This window comes from Arthrobacter sp. SPT-J7 (assembly GCF_059089965.1).
In genome coordinates this window covers 445,432-472,104 of record NZ_JBNHFF010000002.1, presented here as the reverse complement: position 1 = coordinate 472,104, position 26,673 = coordinate 445,432, and the positions used below count along the sequence as shown (strand labels likewise).

Here is a 26,673-nt window from a genome sequence, read left to right as displayed (position 1 = left end):
CATGGCGATCAGCATTAATAAGAAGCGGACCTCGAAGTCCAAGTCCGCAGCACGCGGCCGCCGCCACCTGCGCGTCCGCAAGCGCATCACCGGTACCGCGGTCCGCCCGCGCCTGGTGGTCAACCGTTCCGCACGCCACATCTTTGTCCAGGTTGTCGACGACAGCAAGGGCATCACCGTGGCTTCCGCTTCCACCATGGAAGCCGATCTGCGGGCCCTCGAGGGCGACAAGTCCGCCAAGGCAAAGCGCGTCGGCGAGCTCGTGGCCGAGCGTGCCAAGGCTGCCGGTGTTGAGGCTGTGGTCTTCGACCGCGGCGGCAACCGGTACCACGGCCGCATTGCAGCGGTTGCCGACGGCGCACGTGAAGGTGGGCTGGCACTGTGACCGCTGAGAACAACGAAAAGGAAACTCAGGTGACTGAAGCAACTGAGACCGCTGCCGCGGGATCCGCTGAGACCACCGCTGCTTCCGGCCAGGATGACCGCCGCGGCGGACGTCGTGGCGAACGTAGCGGTGGCGGCGGCGGCGACCGTGGTGGCCGCGGACGTGGCCGCGACAATGCACGCGATGCCGAGAAGGACAAGTTCCTCGAGCGCGTCGTCACGATCAACCGCGTGTCCAAGGTCGTCAAGGGCGGCCGGCGCTTTAGCTTCACGGCTCTGGTAGTTGTCGGCGACGGCAACGGCATGGTCGGCGTGGGCTACGGCAAGGCCAAGGAAGTTCCGGCAGCGATTGCCAAGGGCGTGGAAGAGGCCAAGAAGTCCTTCTTCCGCGTGCCGATCATCGCCGGAACCGTTCCGCACCAGGTGCAGGGCGAAGCCGCTGCAGGCGTTGTCATGCTGCGTCCGGCTGCTGCCGGTACCGGTGTGATCGCCGGCGGCCCGGTCCGCGCCGTACTCGAGTGCGCCGGAATCCACGACGTGCTTTCCAAGTCGCTGGGTTCGGCCAACGCGATCAACATCGTGCACGCTACCGTCGACGCGCTGCGTCGCCTGGAGGAGCCCCGCTCCGTGGCAGCCCGCCGTGGCCTGCCCCTGGAGGAGGTTGCTCCGGCGATCCTGCTGCGCAACATGCAGAAGGCAGGTGCGTAATGACCACACCCAAGAATCTGACCCCGTCGGATGCACAGTTGGAAATCACGCAGATCAAGTCCGTCATTGGCGGCAAGCAGAACCAGCGCGACACGCTGCGTTCACTGGGCCTGAAGCGCATCGGACACTCCGTTGTCCGCAGCGCCGATGCAGTGACCGTCGGCATGGTCAACACTGTTTCTCACCTGGTGAAGGTTGAGGAGGCGAAGTAAAGATGGCAGAAGAGAACAAGACTCTCAAGGTCCACCACCTGCGTCCTGCCCCCGGTGCCAAGACCTCCAAGACCCGCGTTGGTCGTGGCGAAGGCTCCAAGGGCAAGACCGCCGGTCGCGGTACCAAGGGTACAAAGGCCCGTTACCAGGTCAAGGCTGGCTTTGCCGGCGGCCAGTTGCCGCTGCACATGCGCCTGCCGAAGCTGCGCGGCTTCAAGAACCCGTTCAAGGTGGAATTCCAGGTTGTGAACCTGGACAAGCTCAATGAGCTGTTCCCCGAGGGCGGCGACGTGACCGTGGAGGCCCTGGTGGCCAAGGGCGCGGTTCGCAAGAACCAGCCCGTGAAGATCCTGGGCACCGGCGACATCACCGTCAAGGTCGATGTGAAGGTTGACGCCTTCTCCGCCAGTGCCGCTGAGAAGATTGCCGCCGCTGGCGGCACCGTGACGGCGCTCTAGCAGCCCGTACCGGGTGCAGTCTTTTAGCAGCCCCTAACTGAACTCGTGGTGGCCGGTATTTACCGGTCGCCACGAGTTCAGCTGCTTTAAAGGCACACGACGTATTCTTAATCCGTTTAATGCGAACGGGCCGAGCCGATAGACTCGGATCTTGTGACTTGCCGCGCAGCGGCATCAGAAACTTTTTGGAGGACGCTTGCTTAGCGCAATTGGCCGGGCATTCCGGACGCCGGACCTGCGGCGCAAGTTGCTGTTCACGCTGGGGGTCATGACGGTCTACCGCGTGGGCGTATTCATCCCGGCACCGGGTGTGGATTATGGCAACGTGCAGCAGTGTCTGGCGCTGGGCAACACCAGCGGCGGGCTGTATCAGTTCGTCAATCTGTTCAGCGGCGGCGCGCTGCTGCAGGTGTCCATCTTCGCCCTCGGCATCATGCCGTACATCACCGCCAGCATTATCGTGCAGCTGCTTCGCGTGGTCATCCCGCGGTTCCAGGAACTGCATCAGGAGGGCCCGCAGGGCCAGTCCAAGCTGACGCAGTACACCCGTTACCTGACCATCGCTCTGGGCCTGCTCAATGCCACGACGCTGGTGTCGCTGGCGCGGTCCGGTGCCTTGCTGGGCAACTGCCCGGTTCCGATCATCCCCGAAGACAACCTCATTGTGATTAGCCTGATAATCCTGACGCTGACGGCCGGCACCGGCCTGATCATGTGGATGGGCGAGCTGATCACCGAAAAGGGTGTCGGCAACGGCATGTCCTTGCTGATCTTCATCTCGATCGCCGCCGGTTTCCCGAGCTCGCTGGGCGAGATCTGGAACACCCAGGGCGTGAACGTCTTCCTCGGCGTGCTGTTGGTCGGCCTGCTGACTGTGGCCGCGGTGGTCTTCGTGGAACAGTCGCAGCGCCGTATCCCGGTGCAGTATGCCAAGCGCATGGTGGGTCGGCGCACCGTCGGCGGCACCAGCACCTACATTCCGATCAAGGTCAACATGGCCGGCGTCATCCCGGTGATCTTCGCGTCGTCGATGCTGTACCTGCCGTCGCTGATCGCGCAGTTCAACACGCCGACCGACGGCACCACCGCGCCGCCGGAGTGGGTCAACTGGATCAACACGTACTTGGTCAGCGGGGACTCGCCGTTCTACATGGCGGTCTACTTCTCCCTGATCGTCTTCTTCACCTACTTCTACGTGGCCATCACCTTCAACCCGGAGGAAGTCGCGGACAACATGAAGAAGTACGGCGGCTTCATCCCCGGCATCCGGGCAGGTCGCCCGACGGCGGAGTACCTGCAGTACGTGCTGGCCCGGATCACGCTGCCGGGTGCGCTCTACCTGGGCATCATCTCGCTGATCCCGCTGATCGCGCTGGTGCTCATCAACGCCAACCAGAACTTCCCGTTCGGCGGCGTGTCCATCCTCATCATGGTTGGTGTGGGACTGGAAACCGTCAAACAAATCAACGCACAACTACAGCAACGGCACTACGAAGGACTTCTGCGATGACACAAATGCTCATTATCGGCCCGCCCGGATCCGGCAAGGGCACCCAGGCCTCCCGCATTTCCGACCGGCTCGGCGTTGTCGCGATCTCCACTGGAGACATCTTCCGCGCCAACGTCAAGGAAGAGACGCCGCTCGGCATTGAAGCCAAGAAGTACATCGACAAGGGCGAGTTCGTGCCGGACAGCGTCACCAACAACATGGTGCGCGACCGGTTGAAGCAGCCGGACGCCGCCGACGGCTTCCTGCTGGACGGCTACCCCCGCACCAGCGGCCAGGTGGACGAACTGGACAACATCCTGGCCGAGGCCGGCTCGCAGCTGGACATCGTCCTGCTGCTGACCGCTGACGACGACGAACTGGTCAAGCGCCTGCTCGGCCGCGCCGCGCAGGAAGGCCGCAGCGACGACAACGAGACAGTGATCCGGCGCCGGCTGGCCCTGTACCACGAGGAAACCGCCGTCGTCGTGAACCGTTACGAGGAGCGCGGCATTGTGGCCACCGTCGACGGCATCGGTGACATCGACGAGGTCACCGAGCGGATCATGACGGCGCTCAAGGCCGTCACGGCCTGACACCGAGAGAGTTAGAGACAGCCCATGGCGTTCCGCCAGCCCAGCATCGAATACAAGACCAACGACCAGATCCGCAAAATGCGCACCGCCGGGCTGGTGGTCAGCCGCGCCCTTGACGCCGCGGTGGCCGCTGCCGTCCCCGGTGCCACCACGGCGGACGTGGACGCGGCCTTCGAAGCGGTGCTGGACGAAGCCGGCGCGAAGAGCAATTTCAAGGGCTACCACGGCTTCCCGGCGACGGTCTGCGTTTCCGTCAATGAGGAAGTGGTCCACGGAATACCCGGCGGCAAGGTGCTCCAGGACGGAGACATCATTTCCGTCGACGGCGGCTGCAGCGTGGACGGCTGGCACGGCGACTCCGCCCGAGGAGTGATCGTGGGCACCGCCGATCCGGAAGACCAGCGGCTCTCCGATGTCACCGAGGAAGCCATGTGGCGGGGCATCGCCGCCCTGGCCAACGGCCACCGCGTGGGCGACATCGGCAACGCCATCGACGACTACGTCTCCTCGGTGCCGGGCAAACCGTTGGGCATCCTGGAGGACTACGTGGGCCACGGCATCGGCACCGCGATGCACCAGGCCCCGGATGTGCTGAACTACCGGAGCAACCACCGCGGGGCGAAGATCCGCCCCGGGCTGTGCCTGGCCATCGAACCGATGCTGGTCCGCGGCGACATCGAGACCAAAGTGTTGGACGACGACTGGACCGTGGTGACCACGGACGGTTCCCGCTCCTGCCAGTGGGAGCACACCGTGGCGGTGCACGACGGCGGCATCTGGGTCTTGACGGCCGAAGACGGGGGAGCGGCACGGCTGGCGCCGCTGGGGGTCACCCCGGTGCCGCTGGACTGACGCACCCGGCCCGACTTCTTCGCCCCGAGGCCGGTCCCGCTGGACCGATCGTCCAGCCGGACCGGCCTTCGGGCATTTAATGCATTCCCCCGAAAGGATGTCCCGCACCATGATGGGATCCCATCACGCCCTCTCCGGCGCCGCCGCCTGGATCGCCCTGACCAGCCAAGTGCACATCCCGCTCGATGCCATCACGACGCCGATGGGCTGGGGCGAGCAGAGTCTCACCTTGGGCTGGGGGCTGCTGGAGGTGGGGCCGCTGGGCCTGATCACCGGAGCAATGGTGACCGCCGGTGCCGCGCTGGTGCCGGACGCTGACCACCACAACGCCACCATCGCGCACTCGCTGCCGCCGCTCTCCAACGCGGTCTGCGCCGGCGTGGGCGCAGTCGCCGGCGGGCACCGCCGCGGCACGCACTCGCTGATCGGGTTGGCCGCCTTCGTGGCTATCGCCTGGGTCGCCGGGCTGTGGACCGTGGAGACCGAATGGTTCGGCACGGTCTATCCGGGCGCGGGCGTGTTGTGCGTGCTGCTGGTGGCTTTCGCCGCCAAGGCGCTGAAGTTCCTGCCCGACGGGCTGCAGAAAATCCCGTGGGCCGTGGGCCTGTCCGTGGCCGCGTTCATTGCGCTGTATGCACCGGAACAACAGAACTGGTTTCCACTGGCCATGGGCATCGGCGTGGTGATGCACGTGCTGGGCGACATGCTGACCACCGGGGGAGTGAACCTGCTCTGGCCGCTGCGCATCAAGCCGCCCAAGGTATGGCGCCGCATCCCGCTGCTGAACACCATCTGGCGGCGGAACGGCTACTTCGCCCTGCCGCTGCTGGGCAATGCCGGCTCGTTCCGCGAATGGGCGCTGCTGGTCCCGGTCAGCGCCTACGTAGTGGTCCTGCTGGCCGGGGCGTGCCTCGACGTCGGCCAGCAGAGCATGGTGGCGTTCGGTGCCGGCTGACTGCAGCGGCCCTCGGGCCGGCAGTACCGAACGCATGGCAAGGACCAAAGGAGAGACTGGATGAACCGGAAGCCGAAACGCGTCGACGGGAAAGCGGTAGTGCTGGTGGTGGTTGTGGCCGCGCTCTTCGGGAGCGTTCTGCTCCCGGCGGTGGACGCCGGCTTCGCCCTCGTCGCCGGCGCCGGGGATGAGGCGGGGCCGAGCATCCTCTTGGCAGCCGTTATTGGCGTGCTGACTGCCTCTTGCGCTGGCGTGGGCGTCGCCGCGGTGCTCCGGCGCCGCCGGCGGAACAAGTCCTGAACGCCGCCGGGCGGTCGAGGGGATGCGCCGCGCCACCAACACACTGAAAGGCCAGATCCTTGCTCCGGCGCAGCTGTCGGGCGAGGATGAGGCCATGGCTTCTTCGATCAGCGATGTGCCCGGCATCCGCGTGGGCCAGGTCCAGAAGACCGGTGACGGCTGGCTCACCGGCGTCACCGTGGTACTGCCGCCGCCCGGCACCGTGGGCGCCGTGGACGTGCGCGGCGGCGGGCCCGCCACGCACGAAACCGACGCGCTGGATCCCACCACTCTGGTGCCGACCGTGGATGCGGTGGTGCTGACCGGCGGCAGCGCGTTCGGCCTGGTCGCAGCGCACGGGGCACAGCGCTGGCTGGAGGAACAGGGGCGCGGCTTCCGCACGGCCAATGCCGTGGTGCCGATTGTCCCGGCGGCAGCCATCTACGACCTGGGCCGGGGCGGGGATATCACCGCACGCCCAGACGAGCAGATGGGGTACGACGCCGCTGCCTCCGCCGGCGCGATGCAAGACTTCGGCGCGGTGCAGCGCGGCAACGTCGGCGCGGGTGCCGGGGCAGCGATTGGCTTCCAGCAGTACAAGGGGGGAGTGGGGACAGCTTCGCTGCGGATGAGCGGCGCCAACGACGCCGTGGTGGTGGGCGCGCTTGCGGTGGTGAACGCCGCGGGGTCGCCGTTCCACGGTCCGTCCGGCGAGCGGGCCGCGGGTCTCCACACGGGCGCCGAGCGCCCTGGTCGACCACCGGGGTTGAAGGGCGCCGCGGTTCGACCGGGGCTCGGGGCGTCGGCCCCGCTGAACACCACCCTCTGCGTGGTGGCGACCAACGCGGTGCTGGACCCGGCCCAGGCGAAACGGACCGCGTCTGCCGCGCACGCCGGTCTGGCCCGGGCGCTCAGCCCCTCGCACACGCTGATGGACGGGGATGTGGTCTTCGCCCTGGCCACCGGGCAGCAGCAGTTCATCCAGGAGGGCCCGATGGATCCCCGGGCGGAACTCCACGTGCTGGCCGCGGACGCAGTCACCGCTGCCATTAGGGACGCGGTGGTGAGCGCCGAACGGGTGGAGGGCTCCGGCGTCGTACTGGAAAAGTACCAGTACCCGGACTGAGGCATTGCGCCGGGGGCGCCGCGCCCGGGCACGGCTGCGCATGCGGCAGCATCCCCGAGCATCCCGTGGCGCTGCCCCACCGTTATCCGGATTTAACTTAATCCCGCATCCGGAGTACAGTTGTCTGTTGGTTGTCTCTACTTTCATGCCCATCTTCGGGTGCATGGCGCCCGCGAAAGCCGTTTGGATTCGTACGGCGTCTGTGGGGTGTAGCGGCAAGCAAAACCCAAAAACTAGCCACCGCGCGAGCGATGGTTACTGACGTTAGCGGAGGATATGGCTAAGAAAGACGGTGTCATTGAGATTGAAGGCACTGTGCAGGAGGCTCTGCCCAATGCGATGTTCCGCGTTGAGTTGACCAACGGGCACGTTGTGCTGGCTCATATCTCAGGAAAGATGCGTCAGCACTACATCAGGATCCTCCCCGAGGACCGCGTTGTGGTGGAACTCAGCCCGTACGACCTCTCACGGGGCCGTATCGTCTACCGCTACAAGTAAAGACTTATGCCGCAGGCAACTGCGGGGAACGTAAGTAGTTACAACAGCATCAGCTAACAACGCAAAGGAAAACCATGAAGGTCCAGCCGAGCGTCAAGCGGATTTGTGACAAGTGCCAGGTGATTCGTCGCAAGGGCAACGTCATCGTGATCTGCGAGAACCCGCGCCACAAGCAGCGCCAGGGCTAAGACTCCTGCTTCAGCAGGGGCCACACGCCCACGCGTCGTAACTCGAAATAGGCAGCGCAGCAGGGCAACCTGCATACCCCCGGTACGGAGGCCGGGGACCCGAACAACGGGGATGTGCTGCTTCAGACCTCCGGATACAACAAGGAGAACCGCCACTATGGCTCGTCTCGCTGGCGTAGATATTCCCCGCGAAAAGCGGGTAATTATCGCCCTGACTTACATCTACGGCGTGGGTAAGACCCGTGCAGAGCAGGTTATCGCGGAGACCGGCATCAGCCCGGACACCCGCGTCAAGGACCTCACCGACGCTGAGCTCGTTCAGCTGCGTGACTTCATCGAGGGCAACTACAAGGTTGAAGGCGACCTCCGCCGCGAAGTTGCAGCCGACATCCGCCGCAAGGTTGAAATCGGCAGCTACGAAGGCATCCGCCACCGCCGCGGCCTGCCTGTCCGCGGACAGCGCACCAAGACCAACGCCCGCACCCGCAAGGGCCCGAAGCGTACCGTCGCCGGTAAGAAGAAGACCCGCTGATTCCCAGCCGGTCAGCTAGCTACCAACCAACTTTGTAGGAGAAGAAATGCCCCCCAAGACTCGTGGAGCGGTCCGCAAGCCGCGTCGCAAGGACAAAAAGAACATCGCGCTGGGACAGGCGCACATCAAGAGCACCTTCAACAACACCATCGTGTCCATCACGGACCCGACCGGTGCCGTCATCTCGTGGGCCTCGGCCGGCGAGGTTGGCTTCAAGGGCTCCCGCAAGTCCACTCCGTTCGCCGCGCAGATGGCCGCCGAATCGGCCGCCAAGCGTGCCCAGGAGCACGGCCTCAAGAAGGTCGACGTCTTCGTGAAGGGCCCGGGGTCGGGACGCGAGACTGCCATCCGTTCGCTGCAGGCCGCTGGCCTCGAGGTTGGCTCCATCCAGGACGTCACCCCCAGCGCCCACAACGGATGCCGTCCGCCGAAGCGCCGCCGCGTCTAATCAGCCCAAGGATACTTTTGGCCGCCGCACAGCTTTCTCCCACTTCTGCGGGAGATCCTGTCGGCGGCCGAAAGTTCCACGCTGGAGGCTGACCAGCCGCCCATTTCCACCAATTCGTGCTGCGTCATATAGCGGATGCTCGCTGAAAGGAAACTAAGTGCTCATTGCACAGCGCCCCACCCTTACTGAAGAAGTAGTGGCCGATAACCGGTCCCGGTTCGTCATCGAACCGTTGGAGCCGGGCTTTGGCTACACCCTCGGAAACTCGCTCCGCCGCACCCTGCTGTCCTCGATCCCGGGTGCTGCCGTAACCAGCATCCGCATCGACGGTGTGCTGCATGAGTTCACCACGGTGCCGGGTGTGAAGGAAGATGTCACCGAGATCATCCTGAACATCAAGAACCTGGCCGTCTCCTCCGAGCACGACGAGCCTGTGGTTGCCTACCTGCGCAAGCAGGGACCCGGCGTCGTCACCGCAGCGGACATTGCTCCGCCGGCCGGCGTGGAATTCCACAACCCGGACCTGCACATCGCCACGCTGAACGAGAAGGGCAAGTTCGAACTCGAACTGACCATCGAACGCGGCCGTGGCTACGTGTCGGCAGCCCAGAACAAGTCCGGCGACCAGGAGATCGGCCGTATCCCGGTTGACTCCATCTACTCGCCGGTGCTGAAGGTGACCTTTAAGGTTGAGGCAACCCGTGTTGAGCAGCGCACCGACTTCGACCGCCTGATCGTCGACGTCGAAACCAAGGACTCCATTGCACCGCGCGACGCCGTCGCCTCTGCCGGAACCACCCTGGTTGAGCTGTTCGGCCTGGCCCGCGAGCTGAACACCGCCGCCGAAGGCATCGAGATTGGCCCGAGCCCCACGGACGCCGCCCTGGCTGCCGACATGGCCCTGCCGATCGAGGACCTGGAGCTGACCGTCCGTTCCTACAACTGCCTTAAGCGTGAGGGCATCCACTCCGTGGGTGAACTCGTTGCCCGCTCCGAGGCCGACCTGATGGACATCCGCAACTTTGGTGCCAAGTCCATCGACGAGGTCAAGGCAAAGCTGGTGGAACTGGGTCTGTCGCTGAAGGATTCGCCTCCTGGGTTCGATCTGGCTGCCCGCGCGGCAGCCATCGACGAGGACGAAACCTTCGAGGACGAACTCTAAATCGCAAGAATTCTGCCGCCTTGGCGCTCGGGAGCGCACAGCGGCACCATTGAGGAGAAAACATAATGCCTACCCCCGCTAAGGGTCCGCGCCTCGGAGGCGGTCCTGCCCACGAGCGCCTGATGCTCGCCAACCTGTCTGCTGCGCTCTTCGAGCACAAGCGGATCACCACCACGGTCACCAAGGCCAAGCGTCTGCGTCCGTTCGCAGAGCGCCTGATCACCTTCGCCAAGCGCGGAGACCTGGCCTCGCGTCGCCGCGTGCTGGCCGTGATCAGCAACAAGGGCATCGTGCACGAGCTGTTCACCGACATCGCCCCGGTCATGTCCGCCCGCGACGGTGGCTACACCCGCATCACCAAGATCGGCAACCGCAAGGGCGACAACGCCCCCATGGCCGTCATCGAACTGGTGATGGAGCCCGTATCGCCGAAGCAGGCCGTGGTCAACGAAGCCGAGAAGGCAACCGCCAAGGCTGCCCCGGCCCCGGTCGAGGAAGAGACCGCTTCGGCCGAGTCCGCCGAGTCGCCCGAGTCTGCACAGTCCGGCGATTCCGCTGAGTCGGCTGATTCCGCGGAGTCCGCTCCGTCGGCCGAGTCCGCTGAGGAAGCCACCGAAGAGAAGAAGTAGTTCTTCACCTTCACCGGCTGAAGCCCGCTGTTCCCTTCGGGGGACGGCGGGCTTTTGCGTACTCCGGCGTCATTGGATGACGACGGCGGTGCCTCGCCTGCGGACGCGGTTCTTCCGTTGCGGCCGCCAGGTCGATACCAGCGCGAAGGCCAACAGCAGCTCCGCTACGTCGCCGCCGTAGTACATAAGCTCTCCGGCAAGCCGCAGTTCGGCAGCCGGGGCCGGGACCTGCACGAACCACCCGCCGTACAACAACTGCGACAGCACCGCATGCCCGGCGATGGCCGCCCCGAGCACCACCAGCCGGGCCGGCACGGACGGCCTGCGCGGCGCCGGGTCCGGCCCGGCGATCACCCAGGCAAAGAGGCACCCGGCGGCCAGGAAGTGCAGATGGACCGCGTGGTGCAGCAGGGGGTTCTCCGCGGCCAAACTGTACAGCGGTGTGAAATACAGGACGAACAGGCCGCCGAGGCTGAGCAGTAACGCAGTCACTGGGTTGGCCACCAGATGTACGGGTCCAGAGCGCAGGACCTTTCCGATCCGCTTGCCGTGGCGAGGCGGGACCGACCTCAGCAGCAATGTCACCGGCGCGCCGAGCACCAGCCCGATCGGGGCATACATGCCAATCAGCAGGTGCTGGACCATGTGGGCCGGCAGCCCGCCGGACGGCAAGGGAATCAGCTGCGGCGAGAGTCCGAGTGCCAGGAGCAGCGCGCCGGTCACGAAGGACGCCGTGCGCCAGCGGCTCCAGCCGCGGTCCTCATGGCTGCGCAGCCACGCCAAGGCCAGGTACGCCGCGGTCGCAACCAGAGCCAGTGGCAGCACGTCGTCGAACGCTGATGACTGGTGCGCGTGCCCGGCGTGGCCGGCGTGAGCAGTAATCATTCCACTGTCCGGTTTCGGCCGCCGCCGGTCCCGGTACCGTGGTCACCGCCGGCTCCGGTGAGGTCCACCATCCGGCCGGACCGTTGCAGCAGCCAGCCGCCCAGAACCAGCAACGCCCCGAAGATCAGGAAAAGGATATCGGCCAGAGTCTGGTACTCGCCGCTGATCACATGGTGGATGGCGAGGATGTGGTGGTCGATGATTCCCTCCACGAGGTTGAAGAGACCCCAGCCGACCAGCATCCAGCCCCAGAGCGTCCGCGACGCCCAAACCCGCCCGCGCGAGGACGTGACGCGCGAATACAGCAGTCCCAATCCGATCAGCACCGCCAGCCAGGTCACGGTGTGGAACAACCCGTCCCACAGCGTGTTCATCTGCAGTCCGTGGACGGTCGTGGCGGGATATGAACCGATGTTGATGTTTGCGGTGTCTGCGCTGGTGAGCATGTGGTGCCACTGCAGGATCTGGTGCAGCAGGATCCCGTCCACGAAGCCGCCCAGCCCGATGCCCAGAATGATGCCGGGCAGAGCGATCCTGCGGTTGTGGTCCGTCGTTGTTGCGCTTCCTGTGCTTCCGGCGCTTCCGGCATTTGCTGCCATCGCTCCTCCGACCTCGTCCGTGCCGTTTTGAAGCGGCACTGTCCCAGCAACATAGACCGAATGGCCCCGCGCGTCGACCGTCCGGGCTGCGCTGAAGTTGCCGCTGCCTGCAACTCATCCGGTCGTCCGGCCGCTTCCGGATGCTGCGCAGGGGTCCCGGTAGCATGGAACGCATGCACCTGAACACCTCCGCCGTCCCCGAACAGGACGGCGGTCTGCTGCGCGTCCGGATGGATGTTGCGTACGACGGCGGCCCGTTCAGCGGATGGGCGGTGCAACCCGGCAGGCTCACCGTCCAGGGAGCAATCGAGGAAGCGCTCGAGACAATGATCCGCAGGCCGGTCCGGCTCACCGTTGCCGGCCGTACCGACGCCGGGGTACATGCCCGAGGGCAGGTGGTGCACTTCGATCTGGAGCCGGGGGAGTGGCAGGGGCTGGCCCGCGGCCGGGAAATTGACCCCGGACTTGCCTTGGTCCGCCGGCTGCGCGGCGTGTTGGCCAAGGTGCTCGGCGGCCGCGTCGGCGCACCGGTGCCCTACCGGGACCTCGCCGGCGCCATCGAAGTCAACAATGCCGTTCTCGCCCCCGCAGGATTCGATGCCCGGTTCTCGGCCTTATGGCGCCGCTACAGCTACCGCATCGCCGACCACGCCGAGCTCTGGGATCCGCTCTCACGCAACACCACGCTCTGGCACAGACACGCGCTCGACGTCGACCTGCTGAACGACGCCGCCGCCAGACTCCTCGGTATCGGCGACTTTTTGGCCTTCTGCAAGCCGCGCGAAGGCGCCACCACCATCCGCGAGCTGCAGAAGTTTGAATTCATCCGAGGGAGGGACGGCGTGCTGCTGGCGACGGTGCAGGCCGACGCGTTCTGCCACAACATGGTCCGTGCCCTGATCGGAGCTTCGCTGATGGTCGGCAGCGGCGAGCAGCCGCCGGAGTGGCTGCGGGACCGGATGCTGGCGAAGGTCCGCGATTCGAAGAGCAAGCTCGCTCCTCCGCATCCGTTGGTACTGGAAGAAGTGCTTTATCCGGACGGTGGCGAACTGCTGCGCCGCGCCGAGCTAACCAGGGCCAAGCGGTCGGACCCTGACGAGGGCTGAGGGTGATTGCTTCCGGCGGTTCCCCCATGAGCCGCCGGAAGCCTTTCAACCGGTGTCATCCCGGGATCCCCCTACAGGTCCGCTGGACCATGCTGGATAAATCTCGCATAACAGGTGCGCTCAAACAAGAGTTTTAGACGTCTGACTTCTCCCACCACTACGTGGATAGGCAGCTGATCGCCGAGGTTTTGCTAGGCCGCCTTGGGCGTCAATTCAGCGCGGAGCGGCCAGTCCTGACCTTCCAAAATGACCTGCGAGCTGATGCCGGTATGTACGTTGATGACGATCGGCGCCATCAAGTTTACGGTCGTGCCGGACTCTCCCGGGTTGGCGACGACCAGCACCATGGCGTCCTCAGAAGCATTCAGGTCCAGGGCCGCCCGGTCGTCGTCGGAAATAACGGGGGTGTACTGGTTCAGGTAGGTCGCAGCGTCCAGTAGGAACAGGCGCTTGGCCGGTTCGGCCACCGGCTGCAGGGCGTACAAGCCGGCCGCGCCATCGATCTCGTCCAAGGTGAAGTCCACCAGCGGAGCCAGGCCCGGGGGAGGAGCGACGAAGGTCAGTGAGGCGCTCATCGCAGGAAGTCCATCAGCGTCGGCTGCAGCACGCGCGCTGTGACCTGCAGGGCCGCCTGGTAGGCCACTTCCTGCATCTTCAGGTCCAAGACCACCCTGCCGAGGTCCGGATCCTCGATCCCGGAGCGGCGGGCTTCCAGTGAAACAGCTTCGTCCAAGTTCGTCTCCTGGGCTTTCAGGATCTGGGCATGGCGGGTGCCGACTTCGGCGCGGGCATTGATCACGGAGTTAAGCCGGGCGTCGATATCGTTGAGGTTCGTGCTGACGTCGCCGGTGCCGTTGAGCTTTCCGATCATCGAGTCCAATAGGGCGAAGATTGAAGTGGTCGGATTGCCAGCAGCGTCGGTTCCATCCTCACCGAAGACATCCGCAGCGCTGGCGTCGACCTGCACCGTCTGGCGGTCTCCCGCTCCAATGCGGCGCTCTACGCCATTTGTGTTTGGATCTTTCAGCGTGTATTTGCCGCCACTCTCGGTAAAGACCATTGCTTCATTGGAGTTCCCAGCGAAGACGCTGCGGCCCAAGTACTTCGTTTCTGTCGCATCGCGGAGGCTCTCCTTGATGCTGGCGAGCTCGAGGCCAACGGCCTCGCGTGCCGTCTGAGAAAGGGAGCTGTTGGACGCCTGGATGGTGAGATCGCGGGCTTTGTTCAGCAGTGACGTAACGGTGCCCAGAGCTGAGTCCACCGTCGTGAGCCAACCGTTGGCATCATCAATGTTGCGCTTGTACTGCTCATTGGCCCGCATATCGGCACGTGTGCGCATTGAGTCGGCGGTGCCCACTGGGTCATCTGATGGGCGCGCGATTAGCGACTCGCCCGCTGCCAGTTCCTGCAGCTTGGCAATGCGTGCCATGTTGTCCTGCAAGTTGCGCTGGGCAAAGCTGCTCAGTGTTTGGTTAGTGACTCGCGAAATCATGGACTATCTCCCAACCAATCCGGTGCGGTTGATTAACGTATCGAGCATTTCATCAATCGCCGTCATAACTCGAGCTGCGCCCTGGTAGGCATGCTGGTAGGACAGCAAGTTCACGTTCTCTTCATCCAGATCCACAGAGGCATTGGAGATTTGTAGCGATTTCGCAGATTGGGAAGCGATGTCAGCCAGATTGGCCTGCTGCAGTTCCGTCTTGGCCGCTACGCCGATCTTCGTGACTATCCCTTCCCAAGTACGGTCCGGCGACCCGGCTCCGATACCGACCTGGGAGATCTTGTCCGCGATGGAACCGTCAAGGTTACCCGCGCCGGTTGCCGCGACGGCCAGCTCAGCGGCAGTCGTCGGACGTACACTCAGTGTCAAAGCGGCGTTGATCGGAAGTCCGGCGGCATCCTTGTCATGCGTGAAGAAATCTCCTCCAGCAGCACCGGAGGCAGTAAGGCCGGTTGAGTGGAGATCGTTAACGGCCTTCGCGAGTTCGGCGGCAAACCGGTTGTACTCGTCGGCAGCATGCCGCAGCGGGCCGCCGGGTACCTTGTCCAGCATCGACAGCGCACCGGCGATTTCACCCCCGCCTAGCACGACGGGCATGCCTGCACGGCTCGGACTATCCCATGCCATACTTACACCTTTAGTGCCCGTGATGTCGGTATCGGATCCGATGGCCACTGCAATCTTTTGAGCACTGGAACCGGTCACCAGAGCGTTCCCGCCGATGAGCACGTCCACCTGTCCGTCGCTGCCTTGGCGAACCGTCGCACCGGTCAGGGCAGCCAGGCGTTCGGTCAGGAGGTTCCGCTGGTCCATCAGCTCGTTGGCTGAACCGCCGTTCGCAACTGCAAAACGGATTTTCTCGTTCAGGTTGGCCACCTGCGACGCAGCGCCGTTGACCTCAGCCGCCATAGTGTCCACGTTGGTGCGGACGCGTGAGAACTGCTCGCGCACTTCCTGGTAGCCGCGCTTGATCATGTTGGCCAGAATGTTGGCTTCTTCCAGCACCACGCCGCCGGCCGCAGGATCGCTGGGTCGGTTAGACAGGTCCTGCCAAGAGGCCCAGAACTCCTGCAGTTGGCCGGAGATGCCGTTCTTGCCTGGTTCGCGGAGTGAAGTCTCAAGGTCGGACAGAGCCGAGGCTCGGACTGCAGAATACCCGGCAACGCCAGCGGAGAACCGCACTCGCGTATCCAGATGCATGTCGCCCAGCCGAGCGATCGCGTCCACCGACACGCCCTGTCCGATTTGGACCCCTCCGGTCAACAGTCCAGTGCGTTCCAACGCCCCGATCGACGACGTGCTGACCCGCTGGCGGGTGTAGCCCTCGGTATTGGCGTTGGAGATGTTCTGGCCCACGACGTTCAAACCCTGGCGGGCAGCCACCAGGCCGGTGTACGCGGTGTTCAGGCCGCTGAAGGTGCTCACTGCGAAAACCTCAGATCGTTGTGTCGAACAGCTGGGAACGGTTACCGGAAACCCCTGCCGTCCCGTGGGAGTCGTAGGTGCCGGCGTCAGGGTTGAAATTGGCCAGCGTTTCCTGGGTGGAGCGGGCCGCGGCGCGCAGGAACTTTTCGTTAACGTCACGCAGTTCGCGGATCTGCAAGGTCAGCTGGGTCAATGCCTGCAAGTGACCGCGGAAGATTTCGCCCCACGGACCTGCCGGAGCCTGGTCCGTCAGCTCACGTAGCGTCGCCCCTTCCGGCGTGCCCCACTCCCGGGCCAGCAAGGCCACCTCCACCGTGCGGGCCAGGCCGGCGTCGCGCAGCCGCTCCAGCACCTGCTCCACCTCGCGGGTGGCATGCTGCAGCCAGCGGGACTTGCCGGCGGTCAGCAGCAACTGCTCCTCTTCGAGCTTGAAGACCAAAAGTTCAAGAAGTTCGCGTTCGTGCCACAGCATGGCGGACAGTTCATGGGCTCCCATGTCAGGCACCTCCCCTGGTTGATTCTGCGGATCCGCCCCCACGTTCCGCGTCAAAAGGCCGCCACTAAATGAACTGAAAGTAACGGCACGGCTACATTCCTATCTATCGGCCCCGAAGCCCTGTTCGTTAGCAGTGTTTGATGATAGGTTTCACCTAGAGATGAACCGTTCTTCCGAGGCCGCACCCCTCGGCGTTTTTATCCGAATGATTCATCCACGTAGCTTGGCCCGGAGGGGGACATGTCAGTGGATCGTGCTGACCGTAATGTGCTGGTGGTTGAAAACCTCCCGCTCGTCGGATATTTGGTCTCTGAAGTGTGTGCGAAAGCCACTCATCTATCTCGCGATGACCTGGCCTCTGCCGGCTCCGTCGCCCTCATCACCGCGGCTGATGCCTTCGATCCGACCCTGGGGGTTCCTTTTGGCGCTTTTGCCCGGCGTCGCATCATCGGAGCCTTCGCGGACGAGATGCGGGCTATCGACTGGGCGCCGCGCTCCGTGCGCAAGCGCATCAAGGAAACCCTGTCCGTCCGTGAAACTCTGACCGCCGAACTTGGCCGCTATCCGAGTGTTGACGAGCTTGCTGCCGCCCTCGGAGTTGACCGCGAGACCGCGGAGGCCGCCCTGGACGATGCCTCCCGCACTGTCTCCGCCCTGGACGACACAACCGCCGAATTCCTGGTTTCGGAGACAGCGTCGCCCGAAGGTTCACTCCTCACCGAGGAGCGACTCGCCTTCCTGAAGGCCGCAGTGCACCACCTTCCCCCGAAGATGCGCTACATCGTGGAGCAAATCTACTTCGAGGACCGCTCTGTCAAGGAAATTGCCGAAGAGCTCGGCGCTACCCACTCAGCCGTCTCCCAGCAGCGCTCCGAGGCTATCCGCCTCCTCCGGGATGGCCTGCAGACTCACTATTCCGACGACGACGGCGCCGGCCACGTGCCCGAGTCGCGGATCGCTCCCTCGCGCCGGAAGGCGTACCTGACTGCGCTGGCCGATCAGACCATCGGCGGGATTACACGCTTCGCCGCCACGCAGCCAAGGGCCGCGGTTTCTTAAACCAGTCGTTGATCGACTAGGGCGCGCCAGCGCCGCGTGGAGATCCGGAAAATTTTCAGAATTCTCCTAACCAACCTGCAACTTCCTCCGATAGCTACAGTTGCCAGCCCATGGACGGGTCGGTGAATTTGTAACATCTCATGGAGGAGTTTCATCATGGCTTTCGCCATTAACACCAACGTTGCGGCCCTGAATTCGTACCGCAACCTATCCAGCACGCAGAGCGACATCTCCAAGTCCCTGGAGAAGCTGTCCACCGGCCTGCGCATCAACCGCGCTGCCGATGACGCAGCTGGCCTGTCCATTTCCGAGGGCCTGCGTTCGCAGATCAACGGTAATAACGTTGCCGCCCGCAACGCTCAGGACGGCATCTCGGTTATCCAGACCGCTGAAGGCGCCCTGACCGAGGTTCACTCGATCCTGCAGCGCATGCGCGATCTGGCTGTCCAGGGTGCGAACGACTCGAACAACACCGAGTCCCGCGCGGCCATCAAGAACGAGGCCGACCAGCTGGGTGCGGAACTGTCCCGCATCTCTGAGTCCACCAACTTCAGCGGCATCAACCTGTTCCAGGCCAGCGCCACCGCTCCGGCTGCGATGAGCTTCCAGGTCGGTGCCGAAGGCGATGCTGCTTCCAGCATCTCCGTGAACATGGTTGACCTGGGCGCAGCCCTCACCAGTGTTGCCACCCTCGCGGACGGCACTGTTGGCACCGCTGCCGCCGGCTTCGTGGTGACCACTGCGGCTGACGCGAAGACCACGATCGAGAACATCGACACCGCGATCGCCGCGGTTTCGAAGGGCCGTTCGGAGCTGGGTGCAAACCAGAACCGTTTTGAGACCGCGATCAAGAGCATCAACATTGCAGCAGAGAACCTCTCTGCTGCTGAGTCGCGTATCCGCGACACTGACATGGCTTCGGAAATGGCTAAGTTCACCAAGAACCAGATCATGTCCCAGGCCGGCACCGCGATGCTGGCGCAGGCCAACCAGATCAACCAGGGTGTGCTGCAGCTCCTCGGCTAAAACCGGGTAGCTAACGGCTGAATGCGGCCCGGCAGCGAGGCGAACGAATTGGACCTCACACTCTTCGCTGCCGGGCGTCAGCATTTGCTCTAGTAAACAAACTCTTCGGGAGGAACTGGCGTGGCGTTTTCGATTGGCGGAATGATCAGCGGTTTGGATACCGCGACCATGATCAACCAGCTCATGCAGCTGGAAGCGCGTCCGCAGTCCCTCCTCAAGAACAAGGTCTCCAGCACCCAAACGCTGGTTAGCGCGCTCCAGTCGCTCAACACGCGCATCGCCGATCTGGGCAAGGTCGCCGGAGAGACTGCTAGGCCCAAGTCGCTCGACATCTACGCGGCGACCAGTAGCTCGGACAAGATCTCCGTGACGACGACAGACGGAGCCTCAGCCGGCGGGCTCGATCTGGAAGTTGTCCAGTTGGCCAAGGCCCAAGTCTCCGTCTCCGCGTTGCTGAGCGACTGGCCTGAAACCGCTACGCGGCTCACCATCGCACTTCAAGACGGTCGCGAAATCGACGTCGAGACGTCCGGCAAAGATCTGGACCAGATCGTCATGGCGATCAACGACGCCAACCGAGGCGTGACAGCAACAAAAGTGTCGGTCGGGACGGACGCAAACAACCCACAATTTCGCTTACAGATCGCTGCGACTGAGTCGGGCAAAGCCGGATCCTTCACCATCGGATTTGAAGGGGTACCCGTCACTTTCGATAAAGTGCCACCAGCTCAAGATGCTGTAGTTGCTCTTTGGGGCGGTTTGCAAACCGTATCTTCGTCCTCCAACACTTTTACCGACCTCCTGCCCGGTGTAAGCGTCACTCTCGCTGCTGACGCAATTCCTGGCGAAACGAGGTCGACCCTCACCATCACTCGGGATGAAGATGCCGTGACCGCGAAGGCCAAGGCGCTGGTCGATGGATTGACGGATCTGTTCTCGTTCATTTCCAAGAACTCGTCCGTGAACGTTTCCACGTCCACTGGGTCAACGACGACCAAGGGCGGGATCTTCACCGGCGACAGCAGCGTGCGCGACATTGAGCAGCGCATGATGAAGGCAGCTATTAGTCCGATCGATGGCCGGTCGCCGTCGGAAATCGGCATCAGCATCACCAAGGACGGCTCGATTGAGTTCGACGCCGAGAAGTTTGGCAAGGCGTTGAAGGAAGACTCGGCGTGGGCCGAGAAGGTCGTGCAGACGATCGCCGGCCGTGTGGCTGCTGCCGCCACCGAAGCCTCGGACAAGTACGACGGCGCGATCACCAAGCGCATTCAGGGCCAGGAATCGCTGGTGAAGACGCTCAACGACCAGGTGACCGACTGGGACACACGCCTGGCGTCGCGCCGCTCCACGCTGGAGCGCACCTGGGCCCAGCTTGAAGTAACGCTGAACAGCCTGCAATCGCAAGGCGACTGGCTGAATTCACAGCTGGCCACCTTGCCCGCATGGGGGAGCCATAAGAAATGACACTGACATACGGGCCGGGCTTGGGAGCCCAGGCAAAGCGGAACCAGTTCCAGCGTGACGCGATCATGTCCGCCACGCCGGCACGGTTGCTCACCATGTTGTACGACCGGCTGCTGCTGGACCTGAACCGGGCTGAGGCTGCACAGCAGAACCAGCAGTGGTCGGTGGCATCGGAGAACTTGATCCATGCGCAGGCCATTGTTTCCGAGCTGATGTCCTCGCTGAAAACCGATGTGTGGGACGGGGGAGAGGGCTTGAAGGCGCTCTACACCTACACACTGAACGCGATGATGAACGCGAACATCCACCGCGATGCCGCACGGACCCGCGAGTGCATCGAACTGCTGGCACCGCTGCGCGAGGCCTGGCACGACGCCGCCGGGCAGTTGCCGGCACAGCCTGCGCGCGCCGGTGGCCTGGGTGGCGAACTTGGAATTGCCTGAGGGTCCAGAACCGGAGTTGCCTGAGCTGCGGGAGAGCGGTATTGCGGCGCTGCACCGCTGGATCGAAGTGCTGGACGAGCTGGAACAGACACTGGCCGCCGCCGCCGAAGCCACGAGCGAGGGCGAGGAGCCGGACGCAAGCCGGCGCACCGCCGTCGTGCAGTGGAAGGCACCGCAGGGGCTGGGGCCGATTCCGAACGAATTGGTGGAGCGGGCCACGAAACTGGCCGCCGCCCAGCAGGAAGCGATCCGCGAAGTGCGGGCCGATATGCGGCAGAACCGGCAGGAACTGGCCTTCCTGGATGCCGTTCCCACCCGCGGCGCATCCGGCCAATCCGTCTACCTAGACGTAAACGGTTAACCAATCTCAGGATTTACCTAACGCACTCCCGTCTGCGTGCCGATAACTGGATAGTGAGCACGGATAGCTCACCGAACAGGCCATGGATCGGCCGACCACACGCCAGTAGTAAGACGGGTCTTGCTGTGTTCGAATCTGTGACCGGGGCTGCCATGCAGAGCGCCCTGGACGGCCTCGCCATGCGCCAGCGTGCCATCGCCAACAACATCGCGAATGTGAATACCCCGGGCTACCATGCCCAGCGCGTGCAGTTCGAGGAAGCGCTGGCCAAGTCCGTCGCCCGCGGGGACGGCAGCGCGAGCGCCAGCATGGACCGCTCGCTGGAGCCCACCCGGCTGGACGGCAGCAACGTCAACCTGGACACCGAGACTCTTTCCAACATTGAAACCGTGCTGCGCTACCAGTTCGCAGCCCAGGCCGCGGGGAGCCCCTTCAACGGCGTCCGCACGGCGATGAGGACCAACTGATGACTTTCGACGCCATTGGAATCGCCGGCACCGGCCTGACCGTCCACCGCAAGTGGCTGGATGCTGTCTCCGACAACCTGGCCAACGCCAACAACGCCAGCAGCACCGACGGCGCCGCTTTCCAGGCCCGCTATGTGGTGGCGCAGGAAGGCCAGGGCGTCTCCGGCGTGTACGTGGCCGGGGCCCAGTTCGGCGAGGCCGAGGGCACCATGGTGCACGAGCCGGACCACCCGCTGGCCGACGAAAACGGGTACGTCCGCTACCCGGACATTGACCTTTCCCAGCAGATGGGCAGCCTGATCATGGCCCAGCGCGGCTACCAGGCCAACGCAGCCGTGGTGGACCGGGCCAAGTCCACGTATGAGGCCGCCTTGCAGATTGGACGCAACTGATGCCGCTCTCTTCCATTCCGCCGATCCAGGGCGTGACCGGCACCGGCTACCTGCCCGCGGCCGAGGCCCCGCAGTCCACCAACGGGGTTGGTTTTGCCACTTCGCTCACCGGCGCCGTCGACAATCTGCAGCAGTTGCAGTCGACGTCCAACGAACTGGCGATCCAGGCTGTGACCGGCGACCTGAATGACATCCACAACGCGACGCTGGCGTCCACCCGCGCGGCGGTGACGCTGGAACTGGTGGCCGCGGTCCGCAACAAGGGCGTTGACGCCTTCAACGAGATCATGAGGATGCAGGCCTGATGCCCACCGCAGTCTCCTCCTGGCTCTCCCGGCTGGGCAAAACCATCCGCGAGTTCACCGTCGCCCAGCGCACCATCGCGATCATCGGCATCGCCGTCGTCGTGCTGGGCATCGCCGCGCTGACCGCGTGGGCGTCCAAGCCCTCCTACACTCCGCTGTTCTCCGGCCTGGCCGCAGCCGACGCCAACACCATCGTGGAGCAGCTGCGCACCGACGGGGTGCCGTACGAGCTGACCAACGGCGGCGGCACCATCCTGGTGCCGGAGGAGAAGGTCTACGATCAGCGGCTCAAGGCCGCCTCGGCAGGGCTGCCGAGCTCCTCCACGGGCGGATATTCGCTGCTGGACGACATGGGCGTGACCTCGTCCGAGTTTCAGCAGTCCGTGACCTACAAGCGCGCGCTGGAAGGCGAACTGGCCAACACCATTGAAGCGCTCGACGGCGTCAAGACCGCCTCCGTGCGGCTGGCCATCCCGGAGGAGACGGTGTTCGTCTCCGAGAAGGGCGAACCGACGGCCTCCGTCTTCGTGGACACCGAACGGGCCACGCTGGGCGCGGACCAGGTCCAGGCCATCGTCCACCTGACCTCTGCGTCCATCGACGGGATGAAGCCGGAGAACGTGGCCGTGATCGACGCCGCCGGCACCGTGCTGTCCGCCGTCGGCGTGGGCGCCACCGGGTCCGCGGACAAGCAGGCCTCCGACTATGAAGAGCGGGTCCGCGCGTCCGTGCAGGCCATGCTGGACCGCGTGGTCGGGCCGGGCAATTCCTCCGTGGTGGTGGCCGCGGACATGAACTACGAGTCGGCCGAACGCGTGGAAGAGACCTTTACGACGCCGGACGGCGCGCCCGCGCTGAACGAGTCGACGGAGACCGAAGAGTATGAGGGATCCGGCGGCGGAGCGGCCGGCGTGCTGGGCCCGGACAACATCGCCGTTCCCGGCGACGCCGCCGGCGATGGGACCTTCACCTCCGAGTCGGAGACCAAGAACAACGCGTTGAACAAGGTCACCGAGACCCGGGCCATCCCGGCCGGCGCGATCAACCGCCAGACCGTCTCGGTGGCGCTGGACGCCGACGCCGCCGGTGCGCTGAACCTGGCCAACATCGAGGGACTGGTCACCACCGCCGCCGGCATCAACGCCGACCGCGGCGACCAGGTCACCGTGGAACTGGTGCCGTTCAACACCGCCGGCGCGCAAGAGGCCGCCGAGGCGCTGGCCGCCGCGCAGGCCGCCGAGGAAGCCGCGCGCCAGGCCGAGCTGATCCGCACCGCCATCATCACCGCCGGCATCGTCCTGCTGGTGATCATCGCGCTGCTGCTCTACGCCCGCTGGTCGCGCCGCCAGAACCGCGAGCCGGTGGACCTGGGTGAACTGCAGGACTTCCAGCCGGAAATCGAGGCCCCGCAGGATCTGCAGTTGCCTCTGCCGAAGCCCGTGATCGTGCCGGAGCCGATCCCCGTGGTCGGGCCGTCGACCACCGCGCTGGAACTCACCGGCCCGCCGGAACTGTCCGACGAGCAGAAGGAGATGAACCGCAAGCGCGCCGAGATCGACGCCCTGGCTGCCCAGGAGCCGGATAAGACCGCCGACTTCCTGCGGTCGTTGATGGATGAAAAGCAGAACGCATGAGTGAGCTATTGACAGCCCTGACCGGCACCCAGAAGGTGGCGGTGGTGCTGATGCAGATGGAGCAGGCCCGGGCCGCCGAGGTGATGAGGCGCTTCAGCGAGGCGGAAGCCGAACTAATTACCGCCGAACTGGTGAGCATGGGCCGAGTGGATCCCGAGGTGGCCGAAGAGGCGTTCAAGGAATTCCACGACATGACGGTCAAGGGCCGGCGCCGGCCCCGCGGCGGCAAGGAGTTCGCCGCCGGACTGCTGGCGGCCTCCTTCGGCGCGGAGAAAGCCGCTGGCGTGCTGGACCGGCTGGCCACCTCCATGGCCGGCAAGCCGTTCGAGTTCATGGACGAAGCCGATCCCAGCCAGCTGATCACGCTGCTCAGCGGCGAGATTCCGCAGACCATCGCCCTGGTGCTGGCGCACATGCGCCCGGAGCAGGCCTCCGCGGTGCTGGCCGGGCTCGATGATTCGGTCCGGCCCGAAGTCGCCCAATGCATCGCCACCATGGGCACCGCCACTCCCGAGGCCGTGACGATCGTGGCCGAGACGCTCAAGGTGCGGGCCGGCGCCGTCGTGCCCCGCCAGCAGGTGGAGGTGGTGGGCGGCGTGCAGCCGCTGGTGGACATCATCAACCGCGCCGACGTCGCCACCGAACGCGCGCTGCTGGAAGCGCTGGACGAACGCGACCCGGAGCTGGCCGAGGAGGTCCGCTCGCGGATGCTCACCTTCGAAGACATCACCAAGCTGGAACCGCGCGACGTGCAGCAGGTGCTGCGCGGCATCGAGATCGCGGTGCTGGCGGTGGCCATGAAGGGCGCCAGCGAACCGGTCACCGAACTGATCCGCAAGAACGTTTCCGAACGCAACCGCGACATCCTCGACGACGAGATCAACGCCACCGGCCCGCTGCGCATGTCGCAGATCGAAGAGGCCCGCGCGGACATCGTCCGTTCCATCCGCGAGCTGGAAGCCAGCGGCATCATCACGGTCCAGCGCGGCGTGGAGGAAGACGAATATGTCTACTGACGCGACGTTCTCCAGGCTGAGCTTCCCGGAGCTGAACACCGGGGCGAAGAACTTCTCCAAGGTGGCCTACACCGAGCTGCGCAGCGACGACGAGGCGCAGGAGCGCGCATTCGAACAGGCCAAGGTCCGCGGCCATGCCGCAGGCTACACGGCCGGCCTGCGCGAAGGCGCCGAGATGATGCGCGAACGTCAGCTCGCCATGGAGCAGGACCATGCCGCGATGATGGCCGACGGCCGTGCGCGCGTGCAGCAGGCGGTGGCCGCGCTGGGTGCTGCCACCCGTGCACTCGAAGAACGAGCCGCACCGGTGCTGGCCGCGGCCCAGAATACGCTGGCCGCGGCAGCCATGGAGCTGGCCGAAGCCATCCTGGGCCACGAACTGTCCGACGGCGAAGCCTCCGCGCGCTCGGTCCTCACCCGGGCGTTGGCCGGCGTGGACGCCTCCCGTGTGCACACCGTCCGGATGAACCCGGCGGACCTGACCATGTTGGCGCCGGAAACCCGCAGTCACGCCGGGGTGAACTTCAGCCCCGACTCTTCGCTGACCCCCGGCGACGCGGTCACCGAATTCGCCGATGGCGTCCTGGACGCGCGGATCGGCACGGCACTGGCCCGGGCCAAGGCCGCGCTGCTGGAGGTGCGGCAGTGACCGCCGTGGCCTGGCGCCCGCGCGCCGACCGGTTCGCCGACGCGCTGGCGGTTGCCGCGCCACAGCGCTACGGGATGGTGTCCTCGGTGGTGGGCCTCGGCGTCGAAATCATTGGTCTGGACTGCGCCATTGGCGACTTGGTAGTGATCGGCGACGGCCAGGGGGTGGAGGCCGAGGTGGTGGCCACCAGCCGGGACAGCATCCGCTGCATGCCGCTGGGCCGGCTCACCGGGATCAACACCGGCACGCCGGCCAAGGCCAAGGGCGTCCCGGTGCTGGTGCCGACCGGAGCCGGGCTGTTCGGCCGGGTGCTGGACGGCCTGGGCCGGCCGATCGACGGCAAAGGTCCGCTGGTCTTCGATCAGCTGGTGCCGCTGGACAACGACACCCCGTCCGCCATGCACCGGGCGCGGATCGACACCCCGCTGCAGCTGGGCGTGCGCGTGCTGGACACGCTGACCACGGTGGGCAAGGGCCAGCGCATGGGCCTGTTCGCCGGCTCCGGCGTGGGCAAGTCCTCGCTGCTGTCCATGATCGCCCGCGGCACCGACGCCGAGGTCTCCGTGATCGCGCTGGTCGGGGAGCGCGGCCGTGAAGTCCGCGAGTTCCTTGAGGACGACCTGGGCGAGGCCGGCCTGGCCCGCTCCATTGTGGTGGTCTCCACCTCCGACGAACCCGCGCTGATGCGGCTGCGTGCCGCCTTCACCGCCACCCGGATCGCCGAGTCCTTCCGCGACCGCGGCGCCGACGTCATGCTGATGATGGACTCGCTCACCCGCGTGGCCATGGCGCAACGCGAGATCGGGCTCTCCGTCGGCGAGCCCCCGGCCACCCGCGGCTACCCGCCGTCGACCTTCTCCGTGCTGGCCCGGTTGCTGGAACGCGCCGGCACGGCGGAGACCGGCTCGGTCACCGGGATGTACACGGTGCTGGTGGACGGCGACGACCACAACGAACCGATCGCCGACTCCGCCCGCTCCATCCTGGACGGGCACGTGGTGCTGGACCGCAAGCTCGCGGTCTCCGGGCACTACCCGTCGGTGGACCCGCTGGGGTCAATCTCCCGGGTGGCTTCCAAGGTCAACACACCGGAGAACTCCCGCGCCGCCGGCGCCCTGCGCAAGGTACTCGCGGCCCGCAAGGCGGCGCAGGACCTGCTGGACGTGGGCGCCTACCAGGCCGGATCCAACCCCATGGTGGATGCGGCCGTGCAGCACGAAGACGACATCAACCTGTTCCTGCAGCAGCGGATGGATGACCAGACGCCCGCAGCCCAGTCCTGGGATCAGCTGAACCGCCTGACCCGCACCCTCGGAGGTATGTAGA

At 65.1% G+C, this 26,673-nt stretch carries 35 protein-coding genes; 29 read left to right on the top strand and 6 right to left on the bottom strand.

Annotated elements, in window-relative coordinates:
• Window position 1: 1 nt before the first annotated feature.
• From rplR to rplQ, 16 genes are all read left to right on the top strand, one after another.
• Window positions 2-385, top strand: a complete 384-nt coding sequence (gene rplR / locus AC5RWX_RS05050) for a 50S ribosomal protein L18 (protein WP_493941549.1) — start codon at window positions 2-4, stop codon at window positions 383-385.
• Window positions 382-1,092 carry a 30S ribosomal protein S5 gene (gene rpsE / locus AC5RWX_RS05045; RefSeq protein ID WP_493941548.1) on the top strand — a complete coding sequence of 237 codons (711 nt, stop codon included), beginning with the start codon at window positions 382-384 and terminating at the stop codon, window positions 1,090-1,092. Before rplR ends, rpsE begins: the two co-directional genes overlap by 4 nt.
• On the top strand, window positions 1,092-1,304 hold the full coding sequence (gene rpmD / locus AC5RWX_RS05040; protein WP_493941547.1) for a 50S ribosomal protein L30: 213 nt from the start codon (window positions 1,092-1,094) through the stop codon (window positions 1,302-1,304). The genes rpsE and rpmD overlap by 1 nt, the downstream gene beginning before the upstream one ends.
• A gap of 2 nt (window positions 1,305-1,306) precedes the next feature.
• Window positions 1,307-1,762 (top strand): 50S ribosomal protein L15, encoded by a 456-nt coding sequence (gene rplO, locus AC5RWX_RS05035; protein ID WP_493941546.1) that lies wholly within the window; start codon window positions 1,307-1,309, stop codon window positions 1,760-1,762.
• A gap of 196 nt (window positions 1,763-1,958) precedes the next feature.
• Complete coding sequence (secY, locus tag AC5RWX_RS05030; protein WP_493941545.1) at window positions 1,959-3,272, top strand: preprotein translocase subunit SecY; 1,314 nt, start codon at window positions 1,959-1,961, stop codon at window positions 3,270-3,272.
• Window positions 3,269-3,844, top strand: a complete 576-nt coding sequence (locus tag AC5RWX_RS05025; protein WP_493941544.1) for an adenylate kinase — start codon at window positions 3,269-3,271, stop codon at window positions 3,842-3,844. The genes secY and AC5RWX_RS05025 overlap by 4 nt, the downstream gene beginning before the upstream one ends.
• Window positions 3,845-3,868: 24 nt before the next feature.
• Entirely contained in the window at window positions 3,869-4,696 is an 828-nt protein-coding gene (gene map, locus AC5RWX_RS05020; protein WP_493941543.1) for a type I methionyl aminopeptidase, read from the top strand.
• 109 nt (window positions 4,697-4,805) lie between these two features.
• On the top strand, window positions 4,806-5,651 hold the full coding sequence (locus tag AC5RWX_RS05015) for a metal-dependent hydrolase (RefSeq protein ID WP_493941542.1): 846 nt from the start codon (window positions 4,806-4,808) through the stop codon (window positions 5,649-5,651).
• A 60-nt stretch (window positions 5,652-5,711) separates the two neighbouring features.
• Window positions 5,712-5,951, top strand: coding sequence for a hypothetical protein (locus AC5RWX_RS05010; RefSeq protein ID WP_493941541.1), 240 nt, complete (start codon window positions 5,712-5,714; stop codon window positions 5,949-5,951).
• A gap of 94 nt (window positions 5,952-6,045) precedes the next feature.
• Window positions 6,046-7,056, top strand: a complete 1,011-nt coding sequence (locus AC5RWX_RS05005; RefSeq protein ID WP_493941540.1) for a P1 family peptidase — start codon at window positions 6,046-6,048, stop codon at window positions 7,054-7,056.
• Between the two features lie 276 nt (window positions 7,057-7,332).
• Complete coding sequence (infA, locus tag AC5RWX_RS05000; RefSeq protein ID WP_005267757.1) at window positions 7,333-7,554, top strand: translation initiation factor IF-1; 222 nt, start codon at window positions 7,333-7,335, stop codon at window positions 7,552-7,554.
• 74 nt (window positions 7,555-7,628) lie between these two features.
• Window positions 7,629-7,742 carry a 50S ribosomal protein L36 gene (rpmJ, locus tag AC5RWX_RS04995; protein ID WP_005267758.1) on the top strand — a complete coding sequence of 38 codons (114 nt, stop codon included), beginning with the start codon at window positions 7,629-7,631 and terminating at the stop codon, window positions 7,740-7,742.
• Window positions 7,743-7,899: 157 nt separating this feature from the next.
• Window positions 7,900-8,274 carry a 30S ribosomal protein S13 gene (rpsM, locus tag AC5RWX_RS04990; protein WP_127511084.1) on the top strand — a complete coding sequence of 125 codons (375 nt, stop codon included), beginning with the start codon at window positions 7,900-7,902 and terminating at the stop codon, window positions 8,272-8,274.
• A 46-nt stretch (window positions 8,275-8,320) separates the two neighbouring features.
• The gene (gene rpsK, locus AC5RWX_RS04985) at window positions 8,321-8,722 is read left to right on the top strand and encodes a 30S ribosomal protein S11 (protein WP_005267760.1); all 402 of its coding nucleotides are present in this window, start codon (window positions 8,321-8,323) and stop codon (window positions 8,720-8,722) included.
• Window positions 8,723-8,879: 157 nt separating this feature from the next.
• A complete protein-coding gene (locus AC5RWX_RS04980; RefSeq protein WP_127511086.1) occupies window positions 8,880-9,884 on the top strand; it encodes a DNA-directed RNA polymerase subunit alpha in 1,005 nt (334 codons plus the stop codon).
• A 65-nt stretch (window positions 9,885-9,949) separates the two neighbouring features.
• A complete protein-coding gene (gene rplQ, locus AC5RWX_RS04975; RefSeq protein WP_493941539.1) occupies window positions 9,950-10,513 on the top strand; it encodes a 50S ribosomal protein L17 in 564 nt (187 codons plus the stop codon).
• Window positions 10,514-10,582: 69 nt separating this feature from the next.
• Here the strand turns inward: rplQ and AC5RWX_RS04970 are convergent, their stop codons facing one another.
• On the bottom strand, window positions 10,583-11,398 hold the full coding sequence (locus AC5RWX_RS04970) for a cytochrome c oxidase assembly protein (RefSeq protein WP_494097046.1): 816 nt from the start codon (window positions 11,396-11,398) through the stop codon (window positions 10,583-10,585).
• The gene (locus tag AC5RWX_RS04965) at window positions 11,395-11,997 is read right to left on the bottom strand and encodes a DUF2243 domain-containing protein (protein WP_494097045.1); all 603 of its coding nucleotides are present in this window, start codon (window positions 11,995-11,997) and stop codon (window positions 11,395-11,397) included. The genes AC5RWX_RS04970 and AC5RWX_RS04965 overlap by 4 nt, the downstream gene beginning before the upstream one ends.
• Before the next feature lie 173 nt (window positions 11,998-12,170).
• On the opposite strand from AC5RWX_RS04965, the gene AC5RWX_RS04960 reads away from it, so the two are divergent.
• Entirely contained in the window at window positions 12,171-13,103 is a 933-nt protein-coding gene (locus tag AC5RWX_RS04960) for a tRNA pseudouridine synthase A (protein ID WP_493942562.1), read from the top strand.
• Between the two features lie 191 nt (window positions 13,104-13,294).
• Here AC5RWX_RS04960 and fliW read toward each other — a convergent pair whose 3' ends face one another.
• The 4 genes from fliW to AC5RWX_RS04940 are packed head-to-tail and all read right to left on the bottom strand — an operon-like array spanning window position 13,295 to window position 16,528.
• Entirely contained in the window at window positions 13,295-13,678 is a 384-nt protein-coding gene (gene fliW, locus AC5RWX_RS04955; RefSeq protein ID WP_493942154.1) for a flagellar assembly protein FliW, read from the bottom strand.
• Window positions 13,675-14,595, bottom strand: coding sequence for a flagellin N-terminal helical domain-containing protein (locus AC5RWX_RS04950; RefSeq protein ID WP_493942155.1), 921 nt, complete (start codon window positions 14,593-14,595; stop codon window positions 13,675-13,677). The genes fliW and AC5RWX_RS04950 overlap by 4 nt, the downstream gene beginning before the upstream one ends.
• Window positions 14,596-14,598: 3 nt before the next feature.
• Complete coding sequence (gene flgK, locus AC5RWX_RS04945; RefSeq protein ID WP_494097044.1) at window positions 14,599-16,032, bottom strand: flagellar hook-associated protein FlgK; 1,434 nt, start codon at window positions 16,030-16,032, stop codon at window positions 14,599-14,601.
• Between the two features lie 10 nt (window positions 16,033-16,042).
• Window positions 16,043-16,528 carry a flagellar protein FlgN gene (locus AC5RWX_RS04940; protein WP_493942157.1) on the bottom strand — a complete coding sequence of 162 codons (486 nt, stop codon included), beginning with the start codon at window positions 16,526-16,528 and terminating at the stop codon, window positions 16,043-16,045.
• A gap of 246 nt (window positions 16,529-16,774) precedes the next feature.
• Here AC5RWX_RS04940 and AC5RWX_RS04935 point away from each other — a divergent pair, with 246 nt between their 5' ends.
• From AC5RWX_RS04935 to AC5RWX_RS04880, 12 genes are all read left to right on the top strand, one after another.
• Window positions 16,775-17,587 (top strand): sigma-70 family RNA polymerase sigma factor, encoded by an 813-nt coding sequence (locus tag AC5RWX_RS04935; protein ID WP_493942160.1) that lies wholly within the window; start codon window positions 16,775-16,777, stop codon window positions 17,585-17,587.
• Between the two features lie 156 nt (window positions 17,588-17,743).
• On the top strand, window positions 17,744-18,613 hold the full coding sequence (locus tag AC5RWX_RS04930) for a flagellin N-terminal helical domain-containing protein (protein ID WP_493942158.1): 870 nt from the start codon (window positions 17,744-17,746) through the stop codon (window positions 18,611-18,613).
• 120 nt (window positions 18,614-18,733) lie between these two features.
• Window positions 18,734-20,080 (top strand): flagellar filament capping protein FliD, encoded by a 1,347-nt coding sequence (gene fliD, locus AC5RWX_RS04925; RefSeq protein ID WP_494097043.1) that lies wholly within the window; start codon window positions 18,734-18,736, stop codon window positions 20,078-20,080.
• Window positions 20,077-20,523, top strand: a complete 447-nt coding sequence (gene fliS, locus AC5RWX_RS04920) for a flagellar export chaperone FliS (RefSeq protein ID WP_493940105.1) — start codon at window positions 20,077-20,079, stop codon at window positions 20,521-20,523. The genes fliD and fliS overlap by 4 nt, the downstream gene beginning before the upstream one ends.
• Window positions 20,516-20,884 (top strand): hypothetical protein, encoded by a 369-nt coding sequence (locus AC5RWX_RS04915; RefSeq protein ID WP_494097042.1) that lies wholly within the window; start codon window positions 20,516-20,518, stop codon window positions 20,882-20,884. Before fliS ends, AC5RWX_RS04915 begins: the two co-directional genes overlap by 8 nt.
• A 125-nt stretch (window positions 20,885-21,009) precedes the next feature.
• Window positions 21,010-21,351 (top strand): flagellar basal body rod protein FlgB, encoded by a 342-nt coding sequence (locus AC5RWX_RS04910; protein ID WP_493940103.1) that lies wholly within the window; start codon window positions 21,010-21,012, stop codon window positions 21,349-21,351.
• Entirely contained in the window at window positions 21,351-21,743 is a 393-nt protein-coding gene (locus AC5RWX_RS04905; protein WP_493940102.1) for a flagellar basal body rod protein FlgC, read from the top strand. The genes AC5RWX_RS04910 and AC5RWX_RS04905 overlap by 1 nt, the downstream gene beginning before the upstream one ends.
• On the top strand, window positions 21,743-22,048 hold the full coding sequence (gene fliE, locus AC5RWX_RS04900; RefSeq protein ID WP_241914702.1) for a flagellar hook-basal body complex protein FliE: 306 nt from the start codon (window positions 21,743-21,745) through the stop codon (window positions 22,046-22,048). Before AC5RWX_RS04905 ends, fliE begins: the two co-directional genes overlap by 1 nt.
• Window positions 22,048-23,682 (top strand): flagellar basal-body MS-ring/collar protein FliF, encoded by a 1,635-nt coding sequence (gene fliF / locus AC5RWX_RS04895; RefSeq protein ID WP_493940101.1) that lies wholly within the window; start codon window positions 22,048-22,050, stop codon window positions 23,680-23,682. The genes fliE and fliF overlap by 1 nt, the downstream gene beginning before the upstream one ends.
• Window positions 23,679-24,698 (top strand): flagellar motor switch protein FliG, encoded by a 1,020-nt coding sequence (fliG, locus tag AC5RWX_RS04890; protein WP_493940100.1) that lies wholly within the window; start codon window positions 23,679-23,681, stop codon window positions 24,696-24,698. The genes fliF and fliG overlap by 4 nt, the downstream gene beginning before the upstream one ends.
• Entirely contained in the window at window positions 24,688-25,347 is a 660-nt protein-coding gene (locus tag AC5RWX_RS04885) for a FliH/SctL family protein (protein ID WP_493940099.1), read from the top strand. Before fliG ends, AC5RWX_RS04885 begins: the two co-directional genes overlap by 11 nt.
• Entirely contained in the window at window positions 25,344-26,672 is a 1,329-nt protein-coding gene (locus AC5RWX_RS04880; protein WP_493940098.1) for a FliI/YscN family ATPase, read from the top strand. Before AC5RWX_RS04885 ends, AC5RWX_RS04880 begins: the two co-directional genes overlap by 4 nt.
• Window position 26,673 lies beyond the last annotated feature (1 nt).